Origin of the sequence: Galbibacter sp. (assembly GCF_048266365.1) — a bacterium.
In the GTDB taxonomy this organism is placed as follows: Bacteria; Bacteroidota; Bacteroidia; order Flavobacteriales; family Flavobacteriaceae; genus Galbibacter.
This window is the reverse complement of record NZ_JBLWZP010000001.1, coordinates 627,688-650,026: the sequence shown is the minus strand read 5'-3', so window position 1 is coordinate 650,026 and position 22,339 is coordinate 627,688. Positions and strand designations below refer to the sequence as shown.

Sequence of the window (22,339 nt, the reverse complement as noted above, 5' to 3'; positions counted from 1 at the left end):
ACCTCCCTAAATGACACAGAAACTCCTATCTATTTGGCTGATCTGTTTGATTTGTACGGGCTTTGCCTATGCCCAACACAAACAACTGGATAGCCTTCAAAAGGTTATAGAATCTTATTCCAATTTGCCTTTGGAAAAAAGTAAGGATACTGCGTACATTAATTTAATCAACCAATACAGCCTTTCTAATTATTACTTCAACAAGGATAGCATATACTTCTATGCCAATGAAAGCCTAGCCCTGTCCAAATCTATTAATTACAGCAGAGGAGAAATAGAAGCTTTGATAAATCTCGCCTTTTACGAAAGTGAACTCGGGCGACATTCTAATGCTATTTTTATTGCCAAGAAGGCACTTGAAAAAGCAGAGGAAATCCAAAGCCTCTATTACTTGCTGATCTGTTATAGCAATATTGCTACCTTTTACGAGTATAGTGGTGACATTCAAAACTCAGTGGAATACAGTCTTAGAGGAATTTACCTAGCCAAGAATAAGGAAGACAAAACTCCTCAAGAGATTTCTTATTTGAGTTTGATATACGAAAACCTGGGGATTACCTATGGGCTTCAAAGAGAGTACAAAAAAGCTTTAGAATTTTTAGATAAAGCTCAGGAGATTAACATTCAGACCAACAACAAGCTTGCTCAGGCAGAAACCATGAGTAACATGGCTAGTTTTCAATTAAAGACCAAAGAATTTGAAAAAGGCTTAAAAAACATAAATGCAAGCATTCCGATATTCGAACAAAAAGGTTATCATGATTGGCTTGCCTATGCCCTAAAAGTCAAAGGACAAATCTACGTAGAGACCAAAGATTATGAAGAGGCCCTAAGGTTCTTTATGCGTTCCCTAAACCTCTATGAAACCATTGAAGACAAAAGAGAAAAAACATCACTTCTAAACGGAATAGCACGAACCTATCTGGGGATTAATGAATACGATCTAGCCAGACATTACGCACATCAAGCGCTGAATAATGCAAAGCAGCTCAACTCATTCGAAGATCTTAAAGAATGTTCACAAACCCTCTATCTACTCCATAAAAAATTGGGAGAACATGAACTGGCGCTCAGATATCACGAGGAATTCAAACGCTACAACGATAGCATCTTTAACCTGGAAAACTCCAAAAGTATTGCTGCTAACGAAGCCCAATTAGGCTTTATAGCCAAAGAAAACCACCTGATTCTAAAAAACGAAAAGAAACTCAACAGACAACGCCTGTGGATCTATATATTCTCCTTTGGAGGTATTGTACTCTTGACCATACTGTTTTTCACCCAAAGAAGTCGAAAACTAGAGCGCAAGCTCAACAATTTACTGGCCAACAAAAACTTTGATTTAAAAAAGAGGGAGCGTGAGTTACAAGAACTCAACGAAACCAAAAACAAGTTCTTTTCAATTATCGCCCATGATCTAAGAGCGCCTATTGCTTCTTTAAACGGTTTGATTGACCTACTAAAAGACAATCAAATTAACGCCAAGGATTTTATGCAATTCGCTCCACAACTAAGCGAACAAGTCAAGAGTATTTCTTTTACTCTTAATAATCTATTAATTTGGGGGCAGGCGCAAATGAAAGGCGCTAAGTCCATACCGGAACGTTGTGATCTTGGAATGCTTGCCCAACAAAACATTCAGCTTCTCAGTGACCAAGCGCAAAAGAAACAGATTATTATACAACAAAGAATAGCACCAAAATCCATGGTCTTTGTAGATAAGGAACAAATCAACCTTGTCTTTAGAAACATCATTAATAACGCCATTAAATTCACAGAAAACAACGGCAAGATTTACATTCACGCCATAGAAAAATCCAATCTTTTTCAAATAGAAATCAGCGATAATGGTGTGGGTATGGATCCAGACTTTATCAATGGACTAACTTCAGACAAAACCAGCTTCAATACCACCTATGGTACCCAGAATGAAAAAGGTACAGGACTGGGTCTAAATCTATGTAAGGAAATGATTATTAAGAACAAAGGGAAACTTTGGATTAAATCTGAACTTGGAAAAGGAAGTACCTTCTACTTTACGCTTCCCAAAGATCCAGAGGATTAACGAAGTCATTAAAAAGCATAACTATTTTACAATTCTCACCAAATCCACAAATTCACAACACAAAGATCAGACTCAAAAACCTACATTTTCGGTATTATACAATAAATTCTGATTAAGAATTAAAGGTAGCCCGGAACCTAAGCTCAGGAACTACCTTTAATAGCAACCATTAATAAACTAATTCAAATTCCATAAAGTGATGCATACTTAAGTTGTGAGTTTTATTAGTATAAACCACTCCTAAATAATAAGTGCCGGATTCCCAGCTTTTTTCACCACTGATTGGATTTCCAGAAGGCGTATTATTATCCACAGCAGCTCCTATGGTCAATTCAGGAGCGGATCTCGACTGACCACCTTCTCCATCGAAAATGACATTGGAAAATTCATAAACCTCCTCCTTGTTTTCATGTTCAAAAACATCATAAACAATGGCTTTAGAAAAATCAATATCACCTATAGTTTCAGGAAAATGATTCGCCTGTTTTTTTATCAACAGTAAATAGAGCTTTCCATCATCCTTGACATTTTTAATAAAGATTTGAGAAGTCAGAATCTCATCTTTTGAAAGTTCAACACCTTCAGGGTTTTCCAGTAATTCATTGACGTAATGAGAATCACCCTCATTGGTTTGGATTGTCCAAAGATATAAAAGCGGCTCCACAGGCAAATCTGCAGCATCCACTAACTCCACTTCCCTTATATCTTCCAAAACAGTTCCATTACGATCATTTACAATAACTATAAAATCGTAATGTCCAACCGGTGCATCCGCCGGAATATTAAAATGTTTGTGAACATTGGTGCTTTTTATTCCTTGATATTCATCCCAGGTGATTTCAAAAGACCACTTATGATCATAAGTCTGATCACTTTTTCCTTCAATCTTCACCTGAATATCCCCCAGGAGTTCTCCTGCGACGACATCCATATCAAAATGAAAGTCCCGTCCAATAATGCCAATGCCATTATTCCCGGAACCGATTTCAATATTTTCAATGATCGGTGCAGGCAGTACAACCTCCACATCAGTATCATCATTGGTACAAGAAGATATTACAAGCCCCATCAGCAGTATAGCAACGAGCCACAAGCTGCTATGAGCAGTTTTTATAATAGTACGTATTTCCATGAGTCGTTATTTTATATTTTAATTTATGATGCTAGTTATTCTATAATTTTAATATCCACTGCAGTTCTGGATTGCCAACCGGTTTGATCCGTTACCGAATATGAACAGTGGTAATCTCCAGTATCAACATCCTGGGGAACAGTCAACTCAATGGTGATCTCATAATTAGTCCCTCCATCTTCTATAGCGTAATTCTCCATAAATATCCATGGATTTTCAGGCTGTTTTAACTCCTCCAACGCGCAATCACCATCCTGATCATCATGGGTATGGTGATCAAAATTATGATGGATGTCCAGGCTATAAGCAGCCAGGGCATCATTGTCCGTGACCATCGCTCTAAAAGTATAGGTCTGACCTTTGACAAGTTCGATACAGGGTTTTGGAAACCCTTGCTCATAAGCAATATTAATCTCCGGTTTTTCCTGATCTTTTCCCGAGCTATCATCATCACTGGAACAAGCTGTCATAAAAATACCGCCAGATAAAATGATAGCTAGAAATTTAAATAATTTCATATACATTAAATTTAAATATTGATTATTCGGTTACCTCCAGATGCGTATCATAAGCTTGGATGTTCCCTTGCTCATCCTCTACGCTAAAAACCATATGATATTCACCGACGGCTACATTAGCAGGAACATCGATATGCTCATGAAATTCCGCTTCTGTTAATTCATGATAACCCTGTTCAAACACCTTTGCAAACTCCCAATTAATCTCTCCTTCACCAGGTGTAATTCCATGAGCATGGATATCCACGCTAATCGCGTGAATTCCGTGAATTGCATTCACTAAAAATTCTGCATGAAAATCACTACCTCTTACCACAGAAGTATCAACTGAAATAGCACTTAAGGCAATAGGATCCAAAATTTGAAGATGACCTTCTACAGTTGCAGTCTCACCATTGCTATCGGTTACAGTTAATTCAATATGGTATTCCCCTGCAGGTATATTAACAGGAACATCTATATGCTCATGAAAGGTAGGATTCATCACCTGATAATCCACACCGGAGAATTCTTGGTTAAATTCCCAATGAACCTGTCCTTCTTCCAACTCCAAGTCGTGAGCGTGAATCGCCAATGAAATACCTTGAACTGCCACCGAGGCACTAATATCCGCCTCTAGATGGATATCCGAACCCTTATAAGCAACTTGATCCGTGGTATGTGAGGCACCTTCACCAAACTTAAAATTTGAGATCACGGGAATTAATAATTCACCGGCATCATCATCATTACTACAGGATTGCAGCAATAGTCCCAAAGCCCCGACAAGAGCTAAAAATTTAAAATTTACTTTCATAAGATTTGATTTAAAAATGATTGTTTTCATGTTTGACGTTGTTTAAATATGTACTTGTGGTTATAAAATTCTATTGTAGGATCATGTGAAAAGGAAATTCCCCAATTACGACACTTGGAACTCCAGTTAATCAGTTTCCCCCAAAGGGTAAGGTCAACGAAAGAGATACGTTTCTGCCTGGCTCCGGCACCTCGATCAAGCGATAGAAACTCGTATGGTTATAATACTTGGTATCCCATATATTGTTGAGCTTGAATCGAACTTTAAGTGGCGGAGTCCGATTAAAGAGCTTTAGTTCCGTTAACAGGGAAAGATTCATTACCTGCCAACCATCAGTTTTCTCTTCCGGAGGAACAATTTCATCCTGAGCAGCGGTTATTCTATACTCCGCTCCAAGAGTCGGAGTCTTAAAAATCAATAGGTCATCAAAAGCATAAGAGGCGGTAAAAAACCCAGTCAAAGGAGGGGCAAACGGCAGTCCAAAATCTTTCTTTGCCCCGCTAGTCTGTCTGGAATACACATATTCAGCAGAAGCTTCCAATTGGAGCTTTTGAAAAACAGCTGTACTCGCACTGATTTCTCCTCCAACTCTGAAGACCTCGCTTTGAGAATACTCATAAATTTGCAAAGTCTGATAGTACTTGGATGTTGGATTCAGGTAAATATAATTGGAGAATAGATTTACGAAAGGACTTATTGCCAACTTAAATCGATCCGTATGATGTGCTAATTCCACATCCAATTGATACGACTCCTCAGCATCCAGATTTAAATTTCCTTTTTCATACCGATACATATGATAGTTCACCCCATCGGATGCTAATTCACTGGCTAGTGGCATCCTAAAGCTCTTACCAATGTTTATCTTATAGCTTGTGTTTCTATTGGTATAACTCAGCCCAAGTGAAGCGCTGATATTACTAAAATCAAGGGTCTTATCCTGGGCACGTTGTACAAACACCTCACTCTGTGATCCCTGATCATTTGTAACCAGAGAAGGATACCAGTCGTAATAAGCATCGGTATGAATACTACCATAATCATAGCGCACCCCTGCCAAGAGATGAAAATTTGGATTGATTTCAAAATCATCAAAGACAAAACCGCCTACATTAAAATTTTGAAAACCCGGAATTAAAAATCCCCATCCACCAATGTTGTTATGCTGATATTCCATATCGATCCCGGCACTTAGTTTATGCTGATCTCCGATGACAATACGATCCTTGAAATTAAAAGCGTAGGTGTTTTTATCAAAAATTCTTTCCTTATTGTTTGAAGGCATTGGCATGAATCCGTGCGGGGCAGGTTCTGAATTTTCTTCACGATGATTATTTTGGAAACCCACATCAAGGCTCAGTTTGTGATTTCCACTATATAAAGTGGTGGTATTGGTCATTTTAAAGTGATTCACTTTATGAGAAGGAAGATCGATATCCCGATTCGAAGCATCGTAATCTATCTTGGAGGTTCGTACTTCCAAACCATGCGCATTGGCAAAAAAGCCATTTTCCGCATTCACATTGGAGATAAAAGTCTCAGTCTTTATCTTATCCGAAACATACCCCACACTAAAACTAGCGTTAGCCTCGTTCCCGGCGGTATTTCTCAAATGGTTCTCATGTAAATCAAAGATGTAATTCTCATAGTTGATTTGATCAGTGGGAACTTTGTAGTCACCATAATCTCTATAGGTCAGACGTCCTCGGTAAAACCATTTATCGGCTCTAGCCTGAACACCCGCAGAAACTCCCAACAAATCATTGTTGGATTCTCCCAGAATATTCACCTCTCCGGACAGTGCATTTAGTGCCGGTACCCTTGGAGCTTGAATATCCACAACCCCTGCTATAGCATCAGAGCCATAGAGTAATGATGCCGGGCCTTTGATAATTTGTATGTTCTCCAGACCATATTGATCAATCTCCAAACCATGGTCGCTTCCCCATTGTTGTGCCTGATGCTTAATTCCGTTTTGAACCACAACTACCCGGTTGAAGCCTAATCCCCTAATCACAGGTTTAGACTGTCCGGACCCAATGCTGATTGTACTCACGCCAGGGATTTTTTCCAAGGTTTGCATCAAGCTGTTCTCCCTATTGTTCTCCAGATAAGATTTAGAAACAATATGAGTCACTAGCGGAGAAGCCTCTTCTCGGGCACCTGAGCCCTCACCGTATACTTCCACACCCTCTAAAGAGGTAGTAGAGGGCACTAAAAACACTTCTACAGGCACATCTAAGCTAGCGGTAAGAGTAACAGTACCAGTAATATAACCGAGATGAGAAATTACAAAAGTATGAGACCCCGAACTCAAGCTGTTAACCTGAAACTCACCCTCAACTGAACTTATCGAATATACCTGATCCCCAACAATGGAGGCCCCTATTATCGGCTCCAGGGTATTTGCGTCCAGAACAGTACCCTTTATTTGAAAAGAATCCTGCGCAAAGACATTAGCGCACAAGCAAATAGCTATGCCTGCACTCCATAATTTATAAAACATAATGCTTAACTATAAGATTTGACAATTGGCTCTAATAAATTAGAGACTCGACAAACCCTATACTTCTAAAGAGGAAATTCAATAGTAAACCTCTAATCACAACCTCAACACCCAAGGCTAAATCAATATACTTAAATACGAATGGCAGTACTGGATGCTACTAAGAATGCATTCAGACCCTGAGCACTTAAAATAAGTCTATAGCTACCGACTACAATCGATTATTAAAAGGAGCTGAACTGTAAAATAAAAGTCTAAAATCAGATCAATTACTGATCAAATTGATTTCTTAAAAACCGGAGAAATCCGAAATCATAGATAATTCAATTGAAAATAAATTTGATACGACAATCTTTAGAAAATGTATAGGGATACTTATAGTAAAGCAGGCGGAGGCCTGGAGAAGAGTTGATCTGAAGCAATTTCACTTGAGATCTCAAAACTGTAGTGATTCGCTACTTGTCTCGGCGAAGTAAATTCGATTATTTGAAAATCGAATTCAATATCATCTACTGTAACTACCGGAGTAGAATTATTAGTGATGATATGATCACAAATAGTACAATGTAAAGCATGCTCTTTATCATCCGCATGAGTAATCACATGGAAGCTTGCCATTTTCATCGAAAGGAAAAGAGCAAGGAACAGATACGTTATACTATTTTTAAAGTAACCGTTTTTCATCGAGCACAAACCTACTAAAAAAAACTAAAAACTCCATGTTAAATAAAACCAAAGAAAAATGGAAATGAAAAGGGTCTAATCTTCACCCCAAGATTATAATTCATAAAATGAAACGTATTATAGTGTAAAAACAATGTTTGCCCACATGCCATTAATATATCATTGTGATTATTCGCTTTAAGACTTTCTTAGTCCACAAATGTTTCCTGTACTACAGATTTGCATTTGTTGATTTCCGATTTTGTCAACTGTCCGAATTTGGTCAATTGCAATCATTCCCTTTTTTCCGTCATGTTCAACAGAAACTCTTGAAGGATATTTTTTTAGGTTCGTCGTCATTGGGGCAAGGATAATCGTATTCAGGAATTTGTTCATTTCATTTGGCGAAATAATGACACAAGGTCTGGTTTTCTTTATTTCGCTTCCGAGCCTTTTGTCAAGATTAACAAGGACGATTGCGTATTGTTTTAAGTCCATTCCTCGAGATTTTCGTTCTCAAAAAAGTCGTTCATAAGGTATCCACCCCGCCAACCACGTATTGTGGGATAAAAAAATAATTCTTATTGGTTAGTCTCCATCATCTTTTTGTAATTCTGTGGATAGAGATTTCGGATATTTTTATGGTTGATGGTCATGATATTTTCTAAAGTGTATTTTAACCACTCAGCTGGATTGACATCATGTTTTTTACATCTAGCGAAGAACGAATACATTATCGCTGATCTTTGGGCTGCATCATGGGGTCCAGCAAACAAGTAGTTTTTCCGGCCGAGAGCTATTGCTCCAGGTTCTTGCAAGACATAAAAGGGCATCAGCGACGGAGAAGTTTTATGGACTACAGTCAATCAATACTGCCCAATAAGTTAAACTATGGCACATAAATTGTATATTTACAGTAAGAAAAAAGAAAATATTATGGATATACATGCGGATTTAAAATGGATACACAGTGAGCTTGATAAAGTAAAAGATCCTACGTTTATCGAAGCCATAAAGAATATGCTTAAATACAATAAAAAAGTATCATCGGAGCGTATTAGTATCGAACAGTACAATCAGGAAATAGAAGCATCCATTGCACAGATAGAAAGTGGGCAGACCTATTCGCACCAACAAATGGGAGAGCGCATTAAGCAATGGGGAAAGCAATAATCTGGACGCATCAGGCAGATGCAGAACTCAACGAAGCATTTTTGGATTTACTGGAAAAATCCGAATCACTTGAAACCACTACAAGAATTATCTCCGAAATTTACGAATCGGCCTCGATATTGGCGACCGATCCAGAGATTTATAAACTGGACACGCTCAAGGAAAACAACATAGGCAATATCAGGGCATATGAAAAGCACACATACCGAATATCTTATTTGGTTGAAGAAGAAGCTGTTTACATTATCCGTGTACGCTATGCAAGAAAAGAACCTTTGGAATATTAAAAGTCCCAGCCTCCTCCCGAGGAACCAGACAGAAGATTAAATGACACTCTCATCACCTGAATTGGAAGAATTATATTAAATATATAGAACGCAGGTAAACGCATTTGCGATTACCTAGTTGTAGTACACAAGCTAAATAAACCTGTAACCTAATCAAATAGTAGATAAGTTGTAACCTATTGGGTGAAAATGCATCCAAAATACTAGAACAACTAATCATTGAAATTATGGGCCTTATATTTCCGCACAAGTCGAAAGTCATAAAAGTGGACATTATTAATCATGATGTGATATGTTTACAAATTACCAAACCCTGGGGATTTGAATTTGAGATAGGACAAGCTGTAGATTTAAGTATAGACAAAGAAGGATACGAATTGGCTATGGCTCCCTTTACAATCGCTAGTGTCCCTAACAACGACTACCTAGAATTTATTATCAAGGTCTACCCAAACAAAAATAGTTTGACCAAAGGTATTGCCGATTTACTGCCTAATGATACCGTTCAACTGACCAAAGCTTGGGATTCGTACAAATACAATGGAAGTGGAACTTTCATAGCCGCAGGAACAGGTATTACACCATTCTTACCAATATTTATAGCTATACAAGAAAAAGGGGTTGATATCACCAATGAGCACAAATTAATTTATGCCAATAAAACCAAGGAAGACGTCTTGTTTTACACAGAATTGAAACAAATATTTCATTCTAAATTAGCCCTTATCCTAAGTAGAAAAAAATCAAAAAATTTTCATTTTGGTAAAATCAACAAAGACTTTCTCGAAGAATTTGTCAAGAACAAAGAACAGAAGTTTTATGTCTGTGGACCAATAGCCTTCGAAGAAGATGTAAAAATGCATCTCATAGAAATTGGTGTAAACCATAATCACATACAAACGGGCTACAATTCATAAAACAAGGTATCCCGCTCAATAATTGACTCAGATAAACCGCGCATACTGCACAATACTCTTTTTATTCTACTATAACCCAATCCACAATTAAATAGGCTTAAGCATCCCTGTAAACTCTTGAATTAACCTATTCATTATCCTATTATTCCAGTCGAATCCGATATTCTAATAATAATCCATCATCCTAGTTCTAAAATAGGCCACCAGTGATAAGATTAGCATCGAAGCTACGGTAACATAAATCCAAACCGGAACCGGGATTGGATCCCCTGCCGCATAAGAGTGTAATCCGACCAGGTAGTAATTAACCCCAAAATAGGTGAATATTATGGACCATATGGCCCATAAGCTTGCCATATTGAAAATTAGCTTTCCTCTTAGTTTAGGCACCAGCCGTAAATGCAGTACTACGGCATAAATGATTACCGAAATAAACGCCCATGTTTCTTTTGGATCCCAACTCCAATACCTTCCCCAACTTTCATTGGCCCACATTCCACCGAGGAAAGTCCCAATACCAAGGGCAAAAATACCAACGGTTAAAGCCATTTCATTCACAGTGGTTAATTCTTTGATAGAACGCTGTATTTTTTGAGAGCGTTTAGAACTGAACAGTAATAGGGTAATTACACTCAGCACGGCCGACAATCCAAAGAACCCATAACTGGATGTAATGATACCCACATGTATCATCAGCCAATAGGATTTCAGTACAGGTTCCAAAGGAGTAATCTGAGGATCGAGCATTGATCCTCCGTGTGCAAACCCCATCATGATCATGGCTACCAATGCACCTGCTGCCGGAATAAAAGCATTTCTATTTCTGTATAGCAATAGCCCTGAGAAAACCCCTATCCCTGAAATAAATATAATGGCCTCGTATCCATTACTCCAAGGCGCATGACCGGAAAGATACCAACGTACACCCAAGGCAATCGCCTGAACCACCACAGCCAGAATCATTACCCTTAATAATAGTTTGGTCAGTATCCGAATCATATGGTTTAACCTGGAGCCTGAAGAAAACACCTCCGCAAAACCAAGGACAACCATAGCTATCCCTAAGAAACTGTACGCGATCATTAACCAAAGAAAAACATTCCATTGATTGTATAGAATTTCTAGGGTTACCTTAGTCTTATCGGGAATTACTTCTTTACCCCATTGGTATTGAAAATCACTTATAACAGTAATCTCTTTATCTGCCTTATCCCAATTTCCGGTTTTTAGAGCTTGCTTTGTGGCATCAAAATATGTGGTCAAAAGCTTATAGGCAACCGTGTCGATCTCTACAGCCTTATTTTGGGAACTGTAAATCCAACTTCTCCAGGTATGTGAAGGATCGTTTTGTATAGGAATTACCTTGGTGTAATATCCGAACGCAATTGTATTAAAGATATTAAAGCGTTCAGTCAACTCAATAACTGCCTTGTCGTAATTGGACAGATCGGCTTTGCGCTTACTAAAAGAACTTTTGTACTGTTCTCCTAATACATAATTACCCGTATTTAAATCCACCAGTTTACTATAAGAAGTATAACTACTGCTATTAGCACTGGTCTCTTTCAAAAACTTATCTCCTCCCTTACTACTCACCTTTATCATAGGTTCATTTGCCCAATACCCCGGATCTATCTGCATGGCGATAAACCACTGATCTGAAGAAATAGAAAAACTTTCATTTTGATACACATCTTTTTTGTAGAGCTTTCGAAGAAGCTCCAGTGTTTGAGTGTTCATCGGCTTTATCCTTCCTTGATAATCCTGTACCAATAAGCGGCCAAATTTTTTGGCGTGGGCTGCGTTAATGGTTCGATCTGATCCAAGTTCATCTGCTTTTATGAATTGAGATGTAGATTGAGGCTTTTGTAAAACTATGTTCGTTGTATCATGATCGACCTCTAGAATACCTTGAGAAAAACCATTATGTATTCCCATAAACGTCAAAATAGAAACGAAGAGAAATCCCTTAGTGTGTAATTTTTTTAACGTACTATTGAGTTTCCAAAAATGGGTTCCATTCCAAAACAATGTCATAAACATGCCAAGGAATACCATGAAATACCCAAGGTAGGTTACCATGGTTCCCCATTTGTCCGCATTCACAGATAGAATAGTTCCACTCTCATCTGGAAAATAACTCGCCTGAAAAAAACGGTAGCCTTTATAATCCATAACATTATTCATGTAAATATGATATTGATCCTCCTTAGCACCATCAATGACGGTTATTTTGCTTTGGTAAGATGATGGATTGGTTGAACCGGGATAACGCTGCAATAGGAAGTCATCACAGCGCAAATAAAAATCTGTATACAACACTTTGGAGCCAAAACCCAAGGAGATGTTCATCCCATTAATTTGGATCGTTTTATCAAGTCCCGTAACTCCTTTCCCTCCTTTGACCAGCATGGTATCCCTTTCATTACCCGATTTGATTTCCAACCAGATCGCATCCAGCAGATTTTTATCTTGGGCGCTTGTTTTGTCCCCGCTATAATATACCTTTCTCCCTTTACCAGGCTTTTCAGGGATCACAAAACTGCTATTTTTAATGCTATACAATGTACGATGACTTAGGGCTACTGTGTCATTTGCCTTTATGACGCCATAATTTTGGCTTGTAATCCCAGAATCTGAGAGCACACCTTTTTGTTGTCCTTGCATTGATAGAAAGTGACCATCATCTGGGAGTACCAACATCAGCTCTTCGCCTTGATCAATAAATTGTACCGAACCAACGACAGCTTTATTGTAACTGAATAAGGTTCCACCTATGTCTAATACTTCTGTTTCAGCGATGGTGTTATCTAATCGAATCCCATCGCTACTGGAAACGATGGTGAGTATATTTTTTCCCGAATCTGAAGGCTGAATAGAATCTTTGGCTAAGGGTATGTAGTCCAACGATTTTAGACTTACCACCTTATCGTAAAATATATAGTTTTGAGTAAAGGTTCTATTGAGTGGCCACTTGCTGTCTTTTGAATTGAAATGAGACATGGTATATGGATGCATATTATAATTGCGAGTATCCTCACCATTTGTAATAGACAGCTTAAAATACGTCAGATCACTTATGATTTCATTGGTGGTTTGCCCTTCTTTTATTGGCATTTGTCCTTCAAAGCTGGTATACCTAGTGATAGCACCCCCAATAAATATAAAGACAAATGCAAGGTGAAAGATCAGAATTGGCCATTTTTCCTTCCTTGTCAGTCTGTAGGTTTTGATGTTTACCAGAAAGATCACAATCAACCAAAACATTAATAGCTCAAACCATTTGGCATTGTAAATTAATGTCTTTGCAGTAGCGGTATCAAAACTACTTTCCACAAAAGTGGCAACAGCCATGGAAATGGCAAATACTATTAATAGAAGGGTCATCGTACGAGTTGAGACCAACATTTTTCTTAGATACTGTATTTTGCGCCAAATCATTGAAAAAGTTTTCTAATGTTAAATGGGTTATATAAGGAATGTACTTGGGGTTGAAAATTAAGCTGTGTTAGTAAAAAGGCACCTCCCTAGGGAGTGACTTCTTTAGAAATACCCTCCCAGGCAGGTGCCTACCATTAAACAAATATCAAACACCTTTACTGCTATGAGCTGCGTAACTAAACCCTAAATAGATTTTAGATATTCCGCTAGATCATTGATTTCGGAATCCTTTAAACCAAGATTAAACTCCTGATTGTACCGCTCTACGACACCACTCAAGGTCTCCGCAGAACCATCATGAAAATATGGAGGATGTTGCCAAAGGCCTTTCAATGGAGTTGTTCTCCATTGTTTGGTAGCAGATCGCTTCACATAATCCTTGTCTAGGGCCACAGAGGCTTCTTGAGGATGCAGCCTGCCATCAATCGTATTATCTGTAAATAAAGGTCCGGAGTGACAACTGGCACATTGTGCTTTACTAGAAAATAGGACCTTACCTCGCATTGCAGCAGCAATATTATAGGAATCTTCTGGTGCTGGTGGCGCAGAGATAGAATATTGATAAGCCTGTAATGCTGGTAGTTTGTCAGTTACCAAATCATCGTCTTCTCTATGATCCACTACTAAATTAAGTCGAGGATCTTCAAAATAGCCATGTCCTCGCATTTGAGTAACGGCCACATATCTGTTCCAATACGCCACTGGTCCAACGGGTTCATGTTCGACGTCACCGTCTCCGGTAAAAATTGCTTTAGGAATGCCATACAAACCAAATGCCGGAGGGATGACAACTGGGTTGTTTAGACCATCAATATTAAACCTTGGGTCATATATACCAGGTCCCCAAGAGGCGTAAATATCCTTACTACTTTGATCCAAAGCAGGAGATAATGAAATGATAAGGCCAGGGTTCAAGTCTCTGTTTGCCCAACCATCTAAACGGTTTCCGATTCCAGGTGCAAAAGAATCATCAACTGTTGAATGACAAAGGGCACAGGTAATTCCCATGCGATCCAACTTTAAAGTACCATCAGCTCTTTGGCTGACTTCACCTTGTACACCGACTACCGCATTTAACTGCAACAAGACCAATGTGGTTTGTGGGTCTTCTAGGTCAACTTCACCTTTTTGTATAGCGGAAACAACAGCTTCCGGTAGGGCACTTGCATCTACCTTAAGACCAACAGCCAAGGCTGTTGCTGGACTCACCGCACTTTCTATGACCGTATTCATTTGCAGTACATCGGTCCAGAAGGTCTCATTTCCAAAAGTGTCATATCGAAATACGTCTTGTCCTTCTTCGACCAATTGAGGATCAAGTGGAGGTAAATCCAATGAGCCCTCGCCCGGAGTGGGTAGGGGTTCAGGTTTAAAACCTGAATCGTCCTTACTACAGCTAATTAGTAAAATCATTAGGACAAACACGCCAAAGAGGGCATTTAATTTGCTTGTTTTCATATTGGTTAAATTTTAAATTTACTTAGTTAGTTACTGTGATTGTTCCCTTCATTACTTTATGGAGGTTACAGAAATACCTAATGTCTTTATCAATCACTTTTGACCAATGCTCTCCCTGGTTAAAAGGCTTTGAAGTCCATTCCATTGCCGTTTCTTCAGTAACATCATGGGGGAAGAAATCTTTGTTAACCCAGACTACGGTGTCTCCTTTTTTCACCAACAGATGAGCCGGATTATATTTCATTTGAAAAATAGTGACCACGTGTGTTGTAGGTGTGTTGCTATGAATTGTAACCTCAGCGCTTTTAAATCCAATTATGAGTACGAAGCCGCAAACGATCACCGCTAATGCCAACAGGTATTTCACACCAGCGTTTTTATAGGCTTGCATGATTTTAAATTTTATTTAAAGTCATTTTCGCATGTTCCAAATGCACCTCCAAGGCCGGAACCACGGCTTGTAATAAATCTTTTAATTCTGCATTATCCGTCTGAGGGATTAACAGGCCATTGATGGCATCAATGACGGCCTTATGAAAAGCTACCTCATTGTTAATATAGACTTTGTCAAAATCTCTTTTGCGAGCCTCTTTTAACGCAGTCAAGGTCGCTTCAGCCTGGCTTAATAAGGATTGACTAACAGCATTGTCTTTTGGATTCACTCCTAACTTTTCAACTAAAGCGACGGCTTGTTTTATGACTGCGAAGTGATCCTCTATCATTCTGTTGGCGAAATCAAGAACATCTTTATTTTTAGACCGCTTCAATGCTACTTTAGCATAATCGATATCTATTTGATTGGCAACCACTGCTACTGATGCTATTTCAGCATCCATCAAATCTGGAGCGTCTTGTCCAAATGTCAGGCTGCTGGCAGACAAGAAAACGAAGCAAACAAATACTAAGCTATTTCTCTTAATTGTTTTCATGAGTAAACATTTTTAAACGTTAATTACTATTTTGATGCAAATAAGATTCTTGGGTTACAAAATATCTGAAAAATCTATTGGTGGATCGAATTTAGAAACCTAGTCTTTACACTTTCTTTTGAAAACTTCCCACTAAAGTAATTTGTTTTGGTAGTGCAGTTCACGTCATTCACTCCACGAGAAGCCACACATAAATGATTGGCCTGAATATAAACTGCGATATCATCTGTCTTTAATAGCTCCTTTAACTTTTGACCAATTTCAACGGTAAGTCTTTCTTGAATTTGAGGTTTACTGGCAAAGAATTGTACGATACGATTAATTTTAGATAAGCCAATCACCTTATTTTTGGGTATATAAGCCACTGCTGCTTTACCAAAAAAAGGAACAAAATGATGTTCGCAATAGGAATAGAGCGTAATGTTATCAACAAGAACCATCTCACGATAGTTATTGGTATTTTCAAACAGGGAAATATTTGGAAAGTTAGCTGGGTCAAGACCTTTGAAAACCTCATTAACGTACATCTTAGCAACTCGTTTGGGGGTCTCCATTAAACTTGGATCATCAAGATCTAAACCCAATGCCTCCATTATTTTTGCAAAATGGAATTCGATGGATTTTAATTGTTCACGATGGGAAGAAACCAAACCTAACTTTTGAACTTTGTAATTGATGAAGACATCATCTTCAAGCTTTTCTTTTCCGTTCATTTTCCAGTGTGTTTTAATATATTAACTGTATTACATTTTCGTTGATAGCAAGATTTAACAACCGAATTCTACGATCCTTTGCAACCTTACTATGCTTTAGATGAATAGCAAGGAAGAAGGTTACATAATTTTGTAACCTAAATAAAAAATTTGCATCCAATAAGAAACATATTGCTATGAATACCAGTAGGGTTAACAAAAAGGAAATGGAGGATTTTTTAATCATAGAGCGCATAGTAAACGGTGACACCGAATTGTTTGAAATCCTCATGCGACGTCATAATGAATTATTATATAGAACAATTAGGAGCTATATACAAACGGAAGCGGATGTCCAGGACACCATACAAGACACCTATATAAAAGCTTTTGAGAAATTATACCAATTTAAAAATAACGCATTGTTCTCCACCTGGCTAGTTCGAATTGGGATAAACGAGGCACTACAACGAAAACGAAAAGCTCATAAATTCAGAACCATTGCCTTGCAACAATATGCCAATGTTTTACAAATCGAAGACAAAAACATCATGAATCCAGAAAACAGAACCATGTACAAAGAGTCCTACTGTTTCATGGAAAAAGCAATAGACACCCTGCCCGAGAAATATAAAATAGTGTTTATGCTTAAAGAAGTAGAAGGACTAGGAATATCAGAAATATCGAAGTGCTTAAACTTGAGCAACAGTAATGTAAAGGTTCGTTTATTCCGGGCGAGAATCATGCTCAAAGATTCCATTTTGAAACTAACTGATTACTCCAATATTTTCGAGTTCGGGGACGCGAAATGTGATCGCATTGTAGCAAGTGTCATGGAATATATTTACAAACAACAATCTTTGAAACAGCTCTAACAAGCTCCACCCCCACCTACACGTAGATTGTTTAAATTCCTATCCGCAACCTTGCCAGTGGGTGGGGATTTTTGTTTGGAAAGAAAATCATTGATAAAATCTCTTATGCAGTTACATCCCATCTATCGTTTTTAATGCATAATCTATATATTGATCTGAATGATAATTTTCGATTGAAATATGGTCTAGTTATGCATTAATATATACAATAATAATGGGTTCTACGTTTGCGTATTTTCCGACCCTGACGGACATAAATTCAACCTTCTTTACAGCAAAAATATGTGATCCTGTACTATGACAAAAATTATTTCAACACCCAACTGTGGAAACTCACCAACAATACGCTAAGAACCATTCACAAGAACAACCTCCTAAACAACATAAAGAATATCCTGGACAAAGAGCTTAAGAGTTCCGCCATCAACAAACAACACTTAATAGACCTGGTAGGTCATATCAACGACAGTTTTATGTTCGACAAGGAATGGAAGCACTTCTACAGCCTATTTAACAGAATACACCCCTCGTTTATTTCGGAACTAAACACCTCCTTTCCACGCCTAAGCGAAAGCGATATTAAGTTATGCGCCCTTATCAGACTTAAATTTTCATCACAGCACATCGCCACCTTGTTAGGGATTTCTCTAGGATCCGTCAAAGTCGCCCGACACAGGCCCCGAAAGAAACTCAACATGGAAGAAAGCGATGATATCTACGATTTCCTAAAACAGTTGTAGTCACCCTTAAAAGGTTATTCGAAAAAATTAAAAACGTTCCACAAATTGCATGCTCCGTATAAGATGATAAATATTCTCAATACTGGGTTCATTTGGATTTTTATAATATTCTCAATTGCTCAACTAGCTCATGGAAATATTTCGGGCTCCATATTTCAAGACCACTTTGGTCACTAATAAAACGTTTAATATCGTTTTTAACATATTCAAAATTCACCGTATCAATTTTTTCAGCTAAAAGTACTCTAAACTCCTTATCGGTAATCGAGTATGTATGCCAATCGCCACTGTCTTTGGCTCGTATGGCAAAATGACTCAAGTTAAGAGGAGTCCCTCTTTTAATATACCATTCCATATCGTACCAATCTCGTCCCTTAACATTCTTCCCCCATTTTCGAAAGAGTAGTGCGTGCATTTTGCCGGCAAATAAATCTGGTAACGTAAAACACTTTACATAGAAGGAAAAAGGTCGTATGAGCAGCTTTTCTTCGGTTTCGAATCCCAAGGGCGGCTGCGTATCCACTTCAATTTTGATTTTAATATTCGCAACTCGGTCAATTCCATGTTGGGGGATTATACTTTCGAGAAGCAATTCTCTCCATAAAGTTTCTGATTTCAGGAATGCGGAATTTATAGTGCTCTCATTTGTTTTTATTTTTTCTCTGACAGATACTTTCATACCTAATGACTCGAATTCATTTACGATCGCTTTTTGATAATTAGCGAGATTGAATTCCGGATCAGTCGTTAATAACGAAAAATCTAAGTCCTCCGAAAATCGGTCTAAACCATAAAATATCCTGAGCGCAGTACCTCCATAAAAGGCAGCTACTTCATAAAAACCTGCTCGGTAAAGTCCGACAAGTGCAATTTCCTGCATAATCTCTCTGAGAGCACTTTTGGCTTCCTGTTCATTCCCGGGGTTATAACTTTCTAACCATTTTGCTATCATAATTGTTCGATCATTTTAACCATCATTAATAAACTCTTCTTCTTTGGTGAATCCGGAATCCATTCCCTAATCATAATCGTATTTAAATCCTTCAGTGCTAATTCGTCCATCCTCATATCCTCTAAAAGTAAGTCATGGGCATTACGGATACTCCTTAGCGTCAATCCCGATGTAGTTACTATTTTGTCACATAATGCCTTTTCCGGTGATGCAATCATTGCATATTGATTGGACGGCAACCGAAGCATATGTAATCCAAAAGAATAATATGGCACAAAAAGGTGCGTATAGGTAAACATACCCAATACTGTCTTAAACGAACGAGAAGCCTTTGTGGTTATCGAGGCTACCTCATATACACGTTCTGGTATTAAACCATAATATGATAAAGCGGTTTCCAAAGATACATAACTTGGTCCCAATAAATGGTTGGCCACCAGGAAGGTATCTGGCGTCTCATCTGTCACCCTTGGGCCTGCAATGTATAATCCTTTTTTTAAAGGCTCCAAAATACCTTTAGCCTTCAGCCCTTGAATCTTATCATTGGGACGTTTATAGCTTTTTAACCATGACATCAATAATTGATGTGGCAACGGTTGATCAAAATGTTTCCCTATGAGCTGTGCAATTTCCATATGCAAATGTAATAAATTAATAAGATAAACGAAAATTACTCGATTATCTTATTAAAAAAACACATTTAATAAAGATTATTGGACTATAACCTATTAGATGAAAAGCATCCAATACAATAGAACATCCAATCATTAAGATTATAGGTCTTATATTTCCGTATAAGTCGAAAGTCATTAAAGTCGAAATTATTAATCATGCTGTAATATGTTTACAAATTACTAAACCCTAAAGATTTGAATTTGAGATAGGACAAGCTGTAGATTTAAGTATTGACAAAAAAGTATGCGAATTGGCTAGCCTCCTATACAATCGCTAGCGCTCCTAACAACGACTACTTAGAATACGTTATAAGGTATACCCCAACAAAACAGTTTGACCAAAGGTATTGCTGAGTTACTGCCAAATGATACCGTTCAACGGATTAATGCTTGGGATCCATACAAATACAGTAGAAGTGGAACTTTCATAGACGCAGGAACAAGCATTACGCCATTCTACCAATATTCGAGTTCGGAGTCTCTAAATGTGATCGCATTGTAGCAAGTGTCATGGAATATATTTACAAACAACTATCATTAAAACTGCCCTAACAAACTCCCCCTCACCTTCGCCTAGCCAGTGAGTTAGAATTTTTATTTGGAAAGAAAATCATTGATAAAATCTCTTATGCAGTTACAGCCCATCTATCGTTTTTAACGCAAAATCTATATACTGATCTGAATGATAATTATGCGTAGAAAGCGGTACAAAGTAATCAATTTTAAGTCCATTTTGTTGTACTTCTAGATCACTGTTGGGGTAGAAAGTTGTCATAGATGTAAAGCGAAATTCAGTACCGTCAGGAAGCTCAAAGGATGTTACATTCATTGGGGAACCTGCCGTTTGCTGACCAATAGTAATGCAATTTGGCGCCTGTTGAATAGCCATTCCATAGTATTCCCCTTTACTCATTGTTGATCGATTAACGATAAGTATAATTTTTCCTCTCACATTTTTGTTATTGCTCTTCTTTCCAACGGTGAAAGAATTGGCAAAAGCCCCCAAGACTCCGGTAGTACTTTCTCTATAAACATACTTAGAAGGAGCTTTATTTACCGGGCTTATTACTTTGAAAAAATTCTTCTTTTCAGTGATAAGATGATCTCCAAGATCACTTAAATATAGATCTTTATTAGGATACCTCCTGGCATCAATTATTAAGTGTTCGATCTTCAGTTTGTTCACTTTGAAAAATGAATCACAAGCTTTTTTGGTAAGTTGAGATAAATCTAAGTAATATACATCTTTGCGCAGTTTTTCAACAGCAGCATGCTCCCCCTCTTTGGTATAAGGATTATCAGAAACGTATTGCTCGGATAAATGAATCTTTCGTTGGAGTAATTCTCCATTTCTGAGCATTTCAATATCCAATTCCTTCTTATGAGAATGAATCAAGTAATTCGAATTATACGATAAGAAACTTGTATTTGATGCTGGAATCAGCGGTGACAACTTTCCCTTCACTGCTTCTTTAATTGAGACGCCATCAATCTTTGTAATGACATCGCCTAATTGGATATCATCCATTTCACATCGCTTCCGATGTATTATATAATTAACTACCAATGAGTCGTTTACATTTACAACTAGGAAATTGGGCTTAAATTTAAAAAGGCTATCGGCAACTGTCTTAGAATAAAACTCAGTATGAGAATCCTTTAATTCAACGAATAGTTTTGTTTTTAGTAATTCAAATTCGAAGTTGTTTTCACAATCCAGAAAGCCAGGTATGTACTTTTCTAAAATCCCTTCCCAATTATTTGTGATAAGATATTTGTTGGCATACCAATACTGGATTACATTCCAGAATTCAAATAGTGTTAGGAGTCTATGGCTGGCTTTCATAAAACTGAAATCCTTCATTTTCCCTTCATTGGGAAAATCAATAAATCCTATTGAGGAGACATGGGTGTAATAATCACCGATGTTCTTATTTTCTTTAAGTTGATGCAGCAGTCCTTTTAATTCAGCATTATCGATTAAGATATCAATCCAACTGTAATCACTGTTTTTTAGGAACAGCTCTGTATCCTTGACGTCATCTGTTCGAATATCTTTAGTATCGTAACGCTTGACAAACTTAAGTAAAGCTGAATCTACCTTTTCTACTCCATCCAATTTCTCTATGCGTTCAAATAGCTTTATAAATTCATCTTCCCAATCATATTGTCCATCGCTTACATCTGGATGATGATACTTTAATAAGCCCCATACCAGACCCATCTTTTTAAATTTTTGAACTGTATTGTTGTCTGGTGTATCATTTGAAAAAACAAGGTTCATTGAACCTAGAAGTAATACTAAGAAGTAGATGTTTTTTAAGGCCATTCGTTTCGTTTAAATAGGTTAATTGGGAACTATGATGCCAAGTACATTTTATAAATGTACTATTTTAAGAACTACAAATTGGAGCAGATGGACTTCTACAGACTGAATTAACATAGGAATAACATTCTATTCTTTCATCATTATGTTCACGAATCATACTTCAGCATTTGCAAATACCAATCTTCGGTTTTA

Annotated in this window: 20 protein-coding genes and 2 pseudogenes; 7 read left to right on the top strand and 15 right to left on the bottom strand. The window is 37.7% G+C overall.

Features of this window, described 5'->3' with window-relative positions; all coding sequences use genetic code 11:
- Positions 1-10: 10 nt before the first annotated feature.
- Positions 11-2,065, top strand: coding sequence for a tetratricopeptide repeat protein (locus ACN0TV_RS02730; protein ID WP_417359855.1), 2,055 nt, complete (start codon positions 11-13; stop codon positions 2,063-2,065).
- Between the two features lie 169 nt (positions 2,066-2,234).
- Here the strand turns inward: ACN0TV_RS02730 and ACN0TV_RS02725 are convergent, their stop codons facing one another.
- The 7 genes and pseudogenes from ACN0TV_RS02725 to ACN0TV_RS02695 all read right to left on the bottom strand — a co-directional run.
- Positions 2,235-3,197, bottom strand: coding sequence for a DUF4625 domain-containing protein (locus tag ACN0TV_RS02725; protein ID WP_417359853.1), 963 nt, complete (start codon positions 3,195-3,197; stop codon positions 2,235-2,237).
- A gap of 35 nt (positions 3,198-3,232) precedes the next feature.
- Positions 3,233-3,715, bottom strand: coding sequence for a DUF4625 domain-containing protein (locus ACN0TV_RS02720; protein WP_417359851.1), 483 nt, complete (start codon positions 3,713-3,715; stop codon positions 3,233-3,235).
- Positions 3,716-3,737: 22 nt separating this feature from the next.
- Positions 3,738-4,511 carry a DUF4625 domain-containing protein gene (locus ACN0TV_RS02715; RefSeq protein ID WP_417359849.1) on the bottom strand — a complete coding sequence of 258 codons (774 nt, stop codon included), beginning with the start codon at positions 4,509-4,511 and terminating at the stop codon, positions 3,738-3,740.
- A gap of 130 nt (positions 4,512-4,641) precedes the next feature.
- A complete protein-coding gene (locus tag ACN0TV_RS02710) occupies positions 4,642-7,017 on the bottom strand; it encodes a TonB-dependent receptor (protein WP_417359848.1) in 2,376 nt (791 codons plus the stop codon).
- Between the two features lie 375 nt (positions 7,018-7,392).
- Positions 7,393-7,701 carry a hypothetical protein gene (locus ACN0TV_RS02705; protein WP_417359846.1) on the bottom strand — a complete coding sequence of 103 codons (309 nt, stop codon included), beginning with the start codon at positions 7,699-7,701 and terminating at the stop codon, positions 7,393-7,395.
- A gap of 188 nt (positions 7,702-7,889) precedes the next feature.
- Positions 7,890-8,178 (bottom strand): annotated as a pseudogene (locus tag ACN0TV_RS02700) (type II toxin-antitoxin system PemK/MazF family toxin).
- Positions 8,179-8,261: 83 nt separating this feature from the next.
- Positions 8,262-8,480 (bottom strand): annotated as a pseudogene (locus tag ACN0TV_RS02695) (IS66 family transposase); the annotation flags it as partial.
- 91 nt (positions 8,481-8,571) lie between these two features.
- On the opposite strand from ACN0TV_RS02695, the gene ACN0TV_RS02690 reads away from it, so the two are divergent.
- The 3 genes from ACN0TV_RS02690 (at position 8,572) to ACN0TV_RS02680 (ending at position 10,057) form a co-directional block, all read left to right on the top strand.
- The gene (locus ACN0TV_RS02690; protein ID WP_417359844.1) at positions 8,572-8,853 is read left to right on the top strand and encodes a hypothetical protein; all 282 of its coding nucleotides are present in this window, start codon (positions 8,572-8,574) and stop codon (positions 8,851-8,853) included.
- Positions 8,838-9,140, top strand: a complete 303-nt coding sequence (locus ACN0TV_RS02685; RefSeq protein ID WP_008991712.1) for a type II toxin-antitoxin system RelE/ParE family toxin — start codon at positions 8,838-8,840, stop codon at positions 9,138-9,140. The genes ACN0TV_RS02690 and ACN0TV_RS02685 overlap by 16 nt, the downstream gene beginning before the upstream one ends.
- A gap of 266 nt (positions 9,141-9,406) precedes the next feature.
- Entirely contained in the window at positions 9,407-10,057 is a 651-nt protein-coding gene (locus tag ACN0TV_RS02680; protein ID WP_417359842.1) for a hypothetical protein, read from the top strand.
- 165 nt (positions 10,058-10,222) lie between these two features.
- On the opposite strand, the gene ccsA is transcribed toward ACN0TV_RS02680, so the two are convergent.
- The 5 genes from ccsA to folE all read right to left on the bottom strand — a co-directional run bounded on the left by ccsA (position 10,223) and on the right by folE (position 16,598).
- Positions 10,223-13,498: a cytochrome c biogenesis protein CcsA gene (gene ccsA, locus ACN0TV_RS02675; RefSeq protein WP_417359840.1), complete on the bottom strand. Its 3,276-nt coding sequence runs from the start codon at positions 13,496-13,498 to the stop codon at positions 10,223-10,225.
- A 183-nt stretch (positions 13,499-13,681) separates the two neighbouring features.
- On the bottom strand, positions 13,682-14,956 hold the full coding sequence (locus ACN0TV_RS02670; protein WP_417359838.1) for a hypothetical protein: 1,275 nt from the start codon (positions 14,954-14,956) through the stop codon (positions 13,682-13,684).
- A 22-nt stretch (positions 14,957-14,978) separates the two neighbouring features.
- A complete protein-coding gene (locus ACN0TV_RS02665) occupies positions 14,979-15,347 on the bottom strand; it encodes a plastocyanin/azurin family copper-binding protein (protein ID WP_417359837.1) in 369 nt (122 codons plus the stop codon).
- A 4-nt stretch (positions 15,348-15,351) separates the two neighbouring features.
- Complete coding sequence (locus tag ACN0TV_RS02660; RefSeq protein WP_417359835.1) at positions 15,352-15,885, bottom strand: DUF4142 domain-containing protein; 534 nt, start codon at positions 15,883-15,885, stop codon at positions 15,352-15,354.
- 74 nt (positions 15,886-15,959) lie between these two features.
- Positions 15,960-16,598: a GTP cyclohydrolase I FolE gene (folE, locus tag ACN0TV_RS02655; protein WP_417359833.1), complete on the bottom strand. Its 639-nt coding sequence runs from the start codon at positions 16,596-16,598 to the stop codon at positions 15,960-15,962.
- A 176-nt stretch (positions 16,599-16,774) separates the two neighbouring features.
- On the opposite strand from folE, the gene ACN0TV_RS02650 reads away from it, so the two are divergent.
- Both ACN0TV_RS02650 and ACN0TV_RS02645 read left to right on the top strand, forming a co-directional pair.
- Positions 16,775-17,452, top strand: coding sequence for an RNA polymerase sigma factor (locus tag ACN0TV_RS02650; RefSeq protein ID WP_417359831.1), 678 nt, complete (start codon positions 16,775-16,777; stop codon positions 17,450-17,452).
- A 284-nt stretch (positions 17,453-17,736) separates the two neighbouring features.
- On the top strand, positions 17,737-18,192 hold the full coding sequence (locus tag ACN0TV_RS02645) for a helix-turn-helix transcriptional regulator (protein WP_417359829.1): 456 nt from the start codon (positions 17,737-17,739) through the stop codon (positions 18,190-18,192).
- A 100-nt stretch (positions 18,193-18,292) separates the two neighbouring features.
- On the opposite strand, the gene ACN0TV_RS02640 is transcribed toward ACN0TV_RS02645, so the two are convergent.
- Positions 18,293-19,144, bottom strand: a complete 852-nt coding sequence (locus ACN0TV_RS02640; RefSeq protein WP_417359827.1) for a nucleotidyl transferase AbiEii/AbiGii toxin family protein — start codon at positions 19,142-19,144, stop codon at positions 18,293-18,295.
- Complete coding sequence (locus ACN0TV_RS02635; RefSeq protein ID WP_417359825.1) at positions 19,141-19,779, bottom strand: type IV toxin-antitoxin system AbiEi family antitoxin domain-containing protein; 639 nt, start codon at positions 19,777-19,779, stop codon at positions 19,141-19,143. The genes ACN0TV_RS02640 and ACN0TV_RS02635 overlap by 4 nt, the downstream gene beginning before the upstream one ends.
- Positions 19,780-20,152: 373 nt before the next feature.
- Between ACN0TV_RS02635 and ACN0TV_RS02630 the strand changes: the two genes are divergently transcribed.
- Entirely contained in the window at positions 20,153-20,320 is a 168-nt protein-coding gene (locus ACN0TV_RS02630; RefSeq protein ID WP_417359823.1) for a hypothetical protein, read from the top strand.
- Positions 20,321-20,452: 132 nt separating this feature from the next.
- Here ACN0TV_RS02630 and ACN0TV_RS02625 read toward each other — a convergent pair whose 3' ends face one another.
- Complete coding sequence (locus ACN0TV_RS02625; protein WP_417359821.1) at positions 20,453-22,147, bottom strand: S41 family peptidase; 1,695 nt, start codon at positions 22,145-22,147, stop codon at positions 20,453-20,455.
- Between the last annotated feature and the right edge of the window lie 192 nt (positions 22,148-22,339).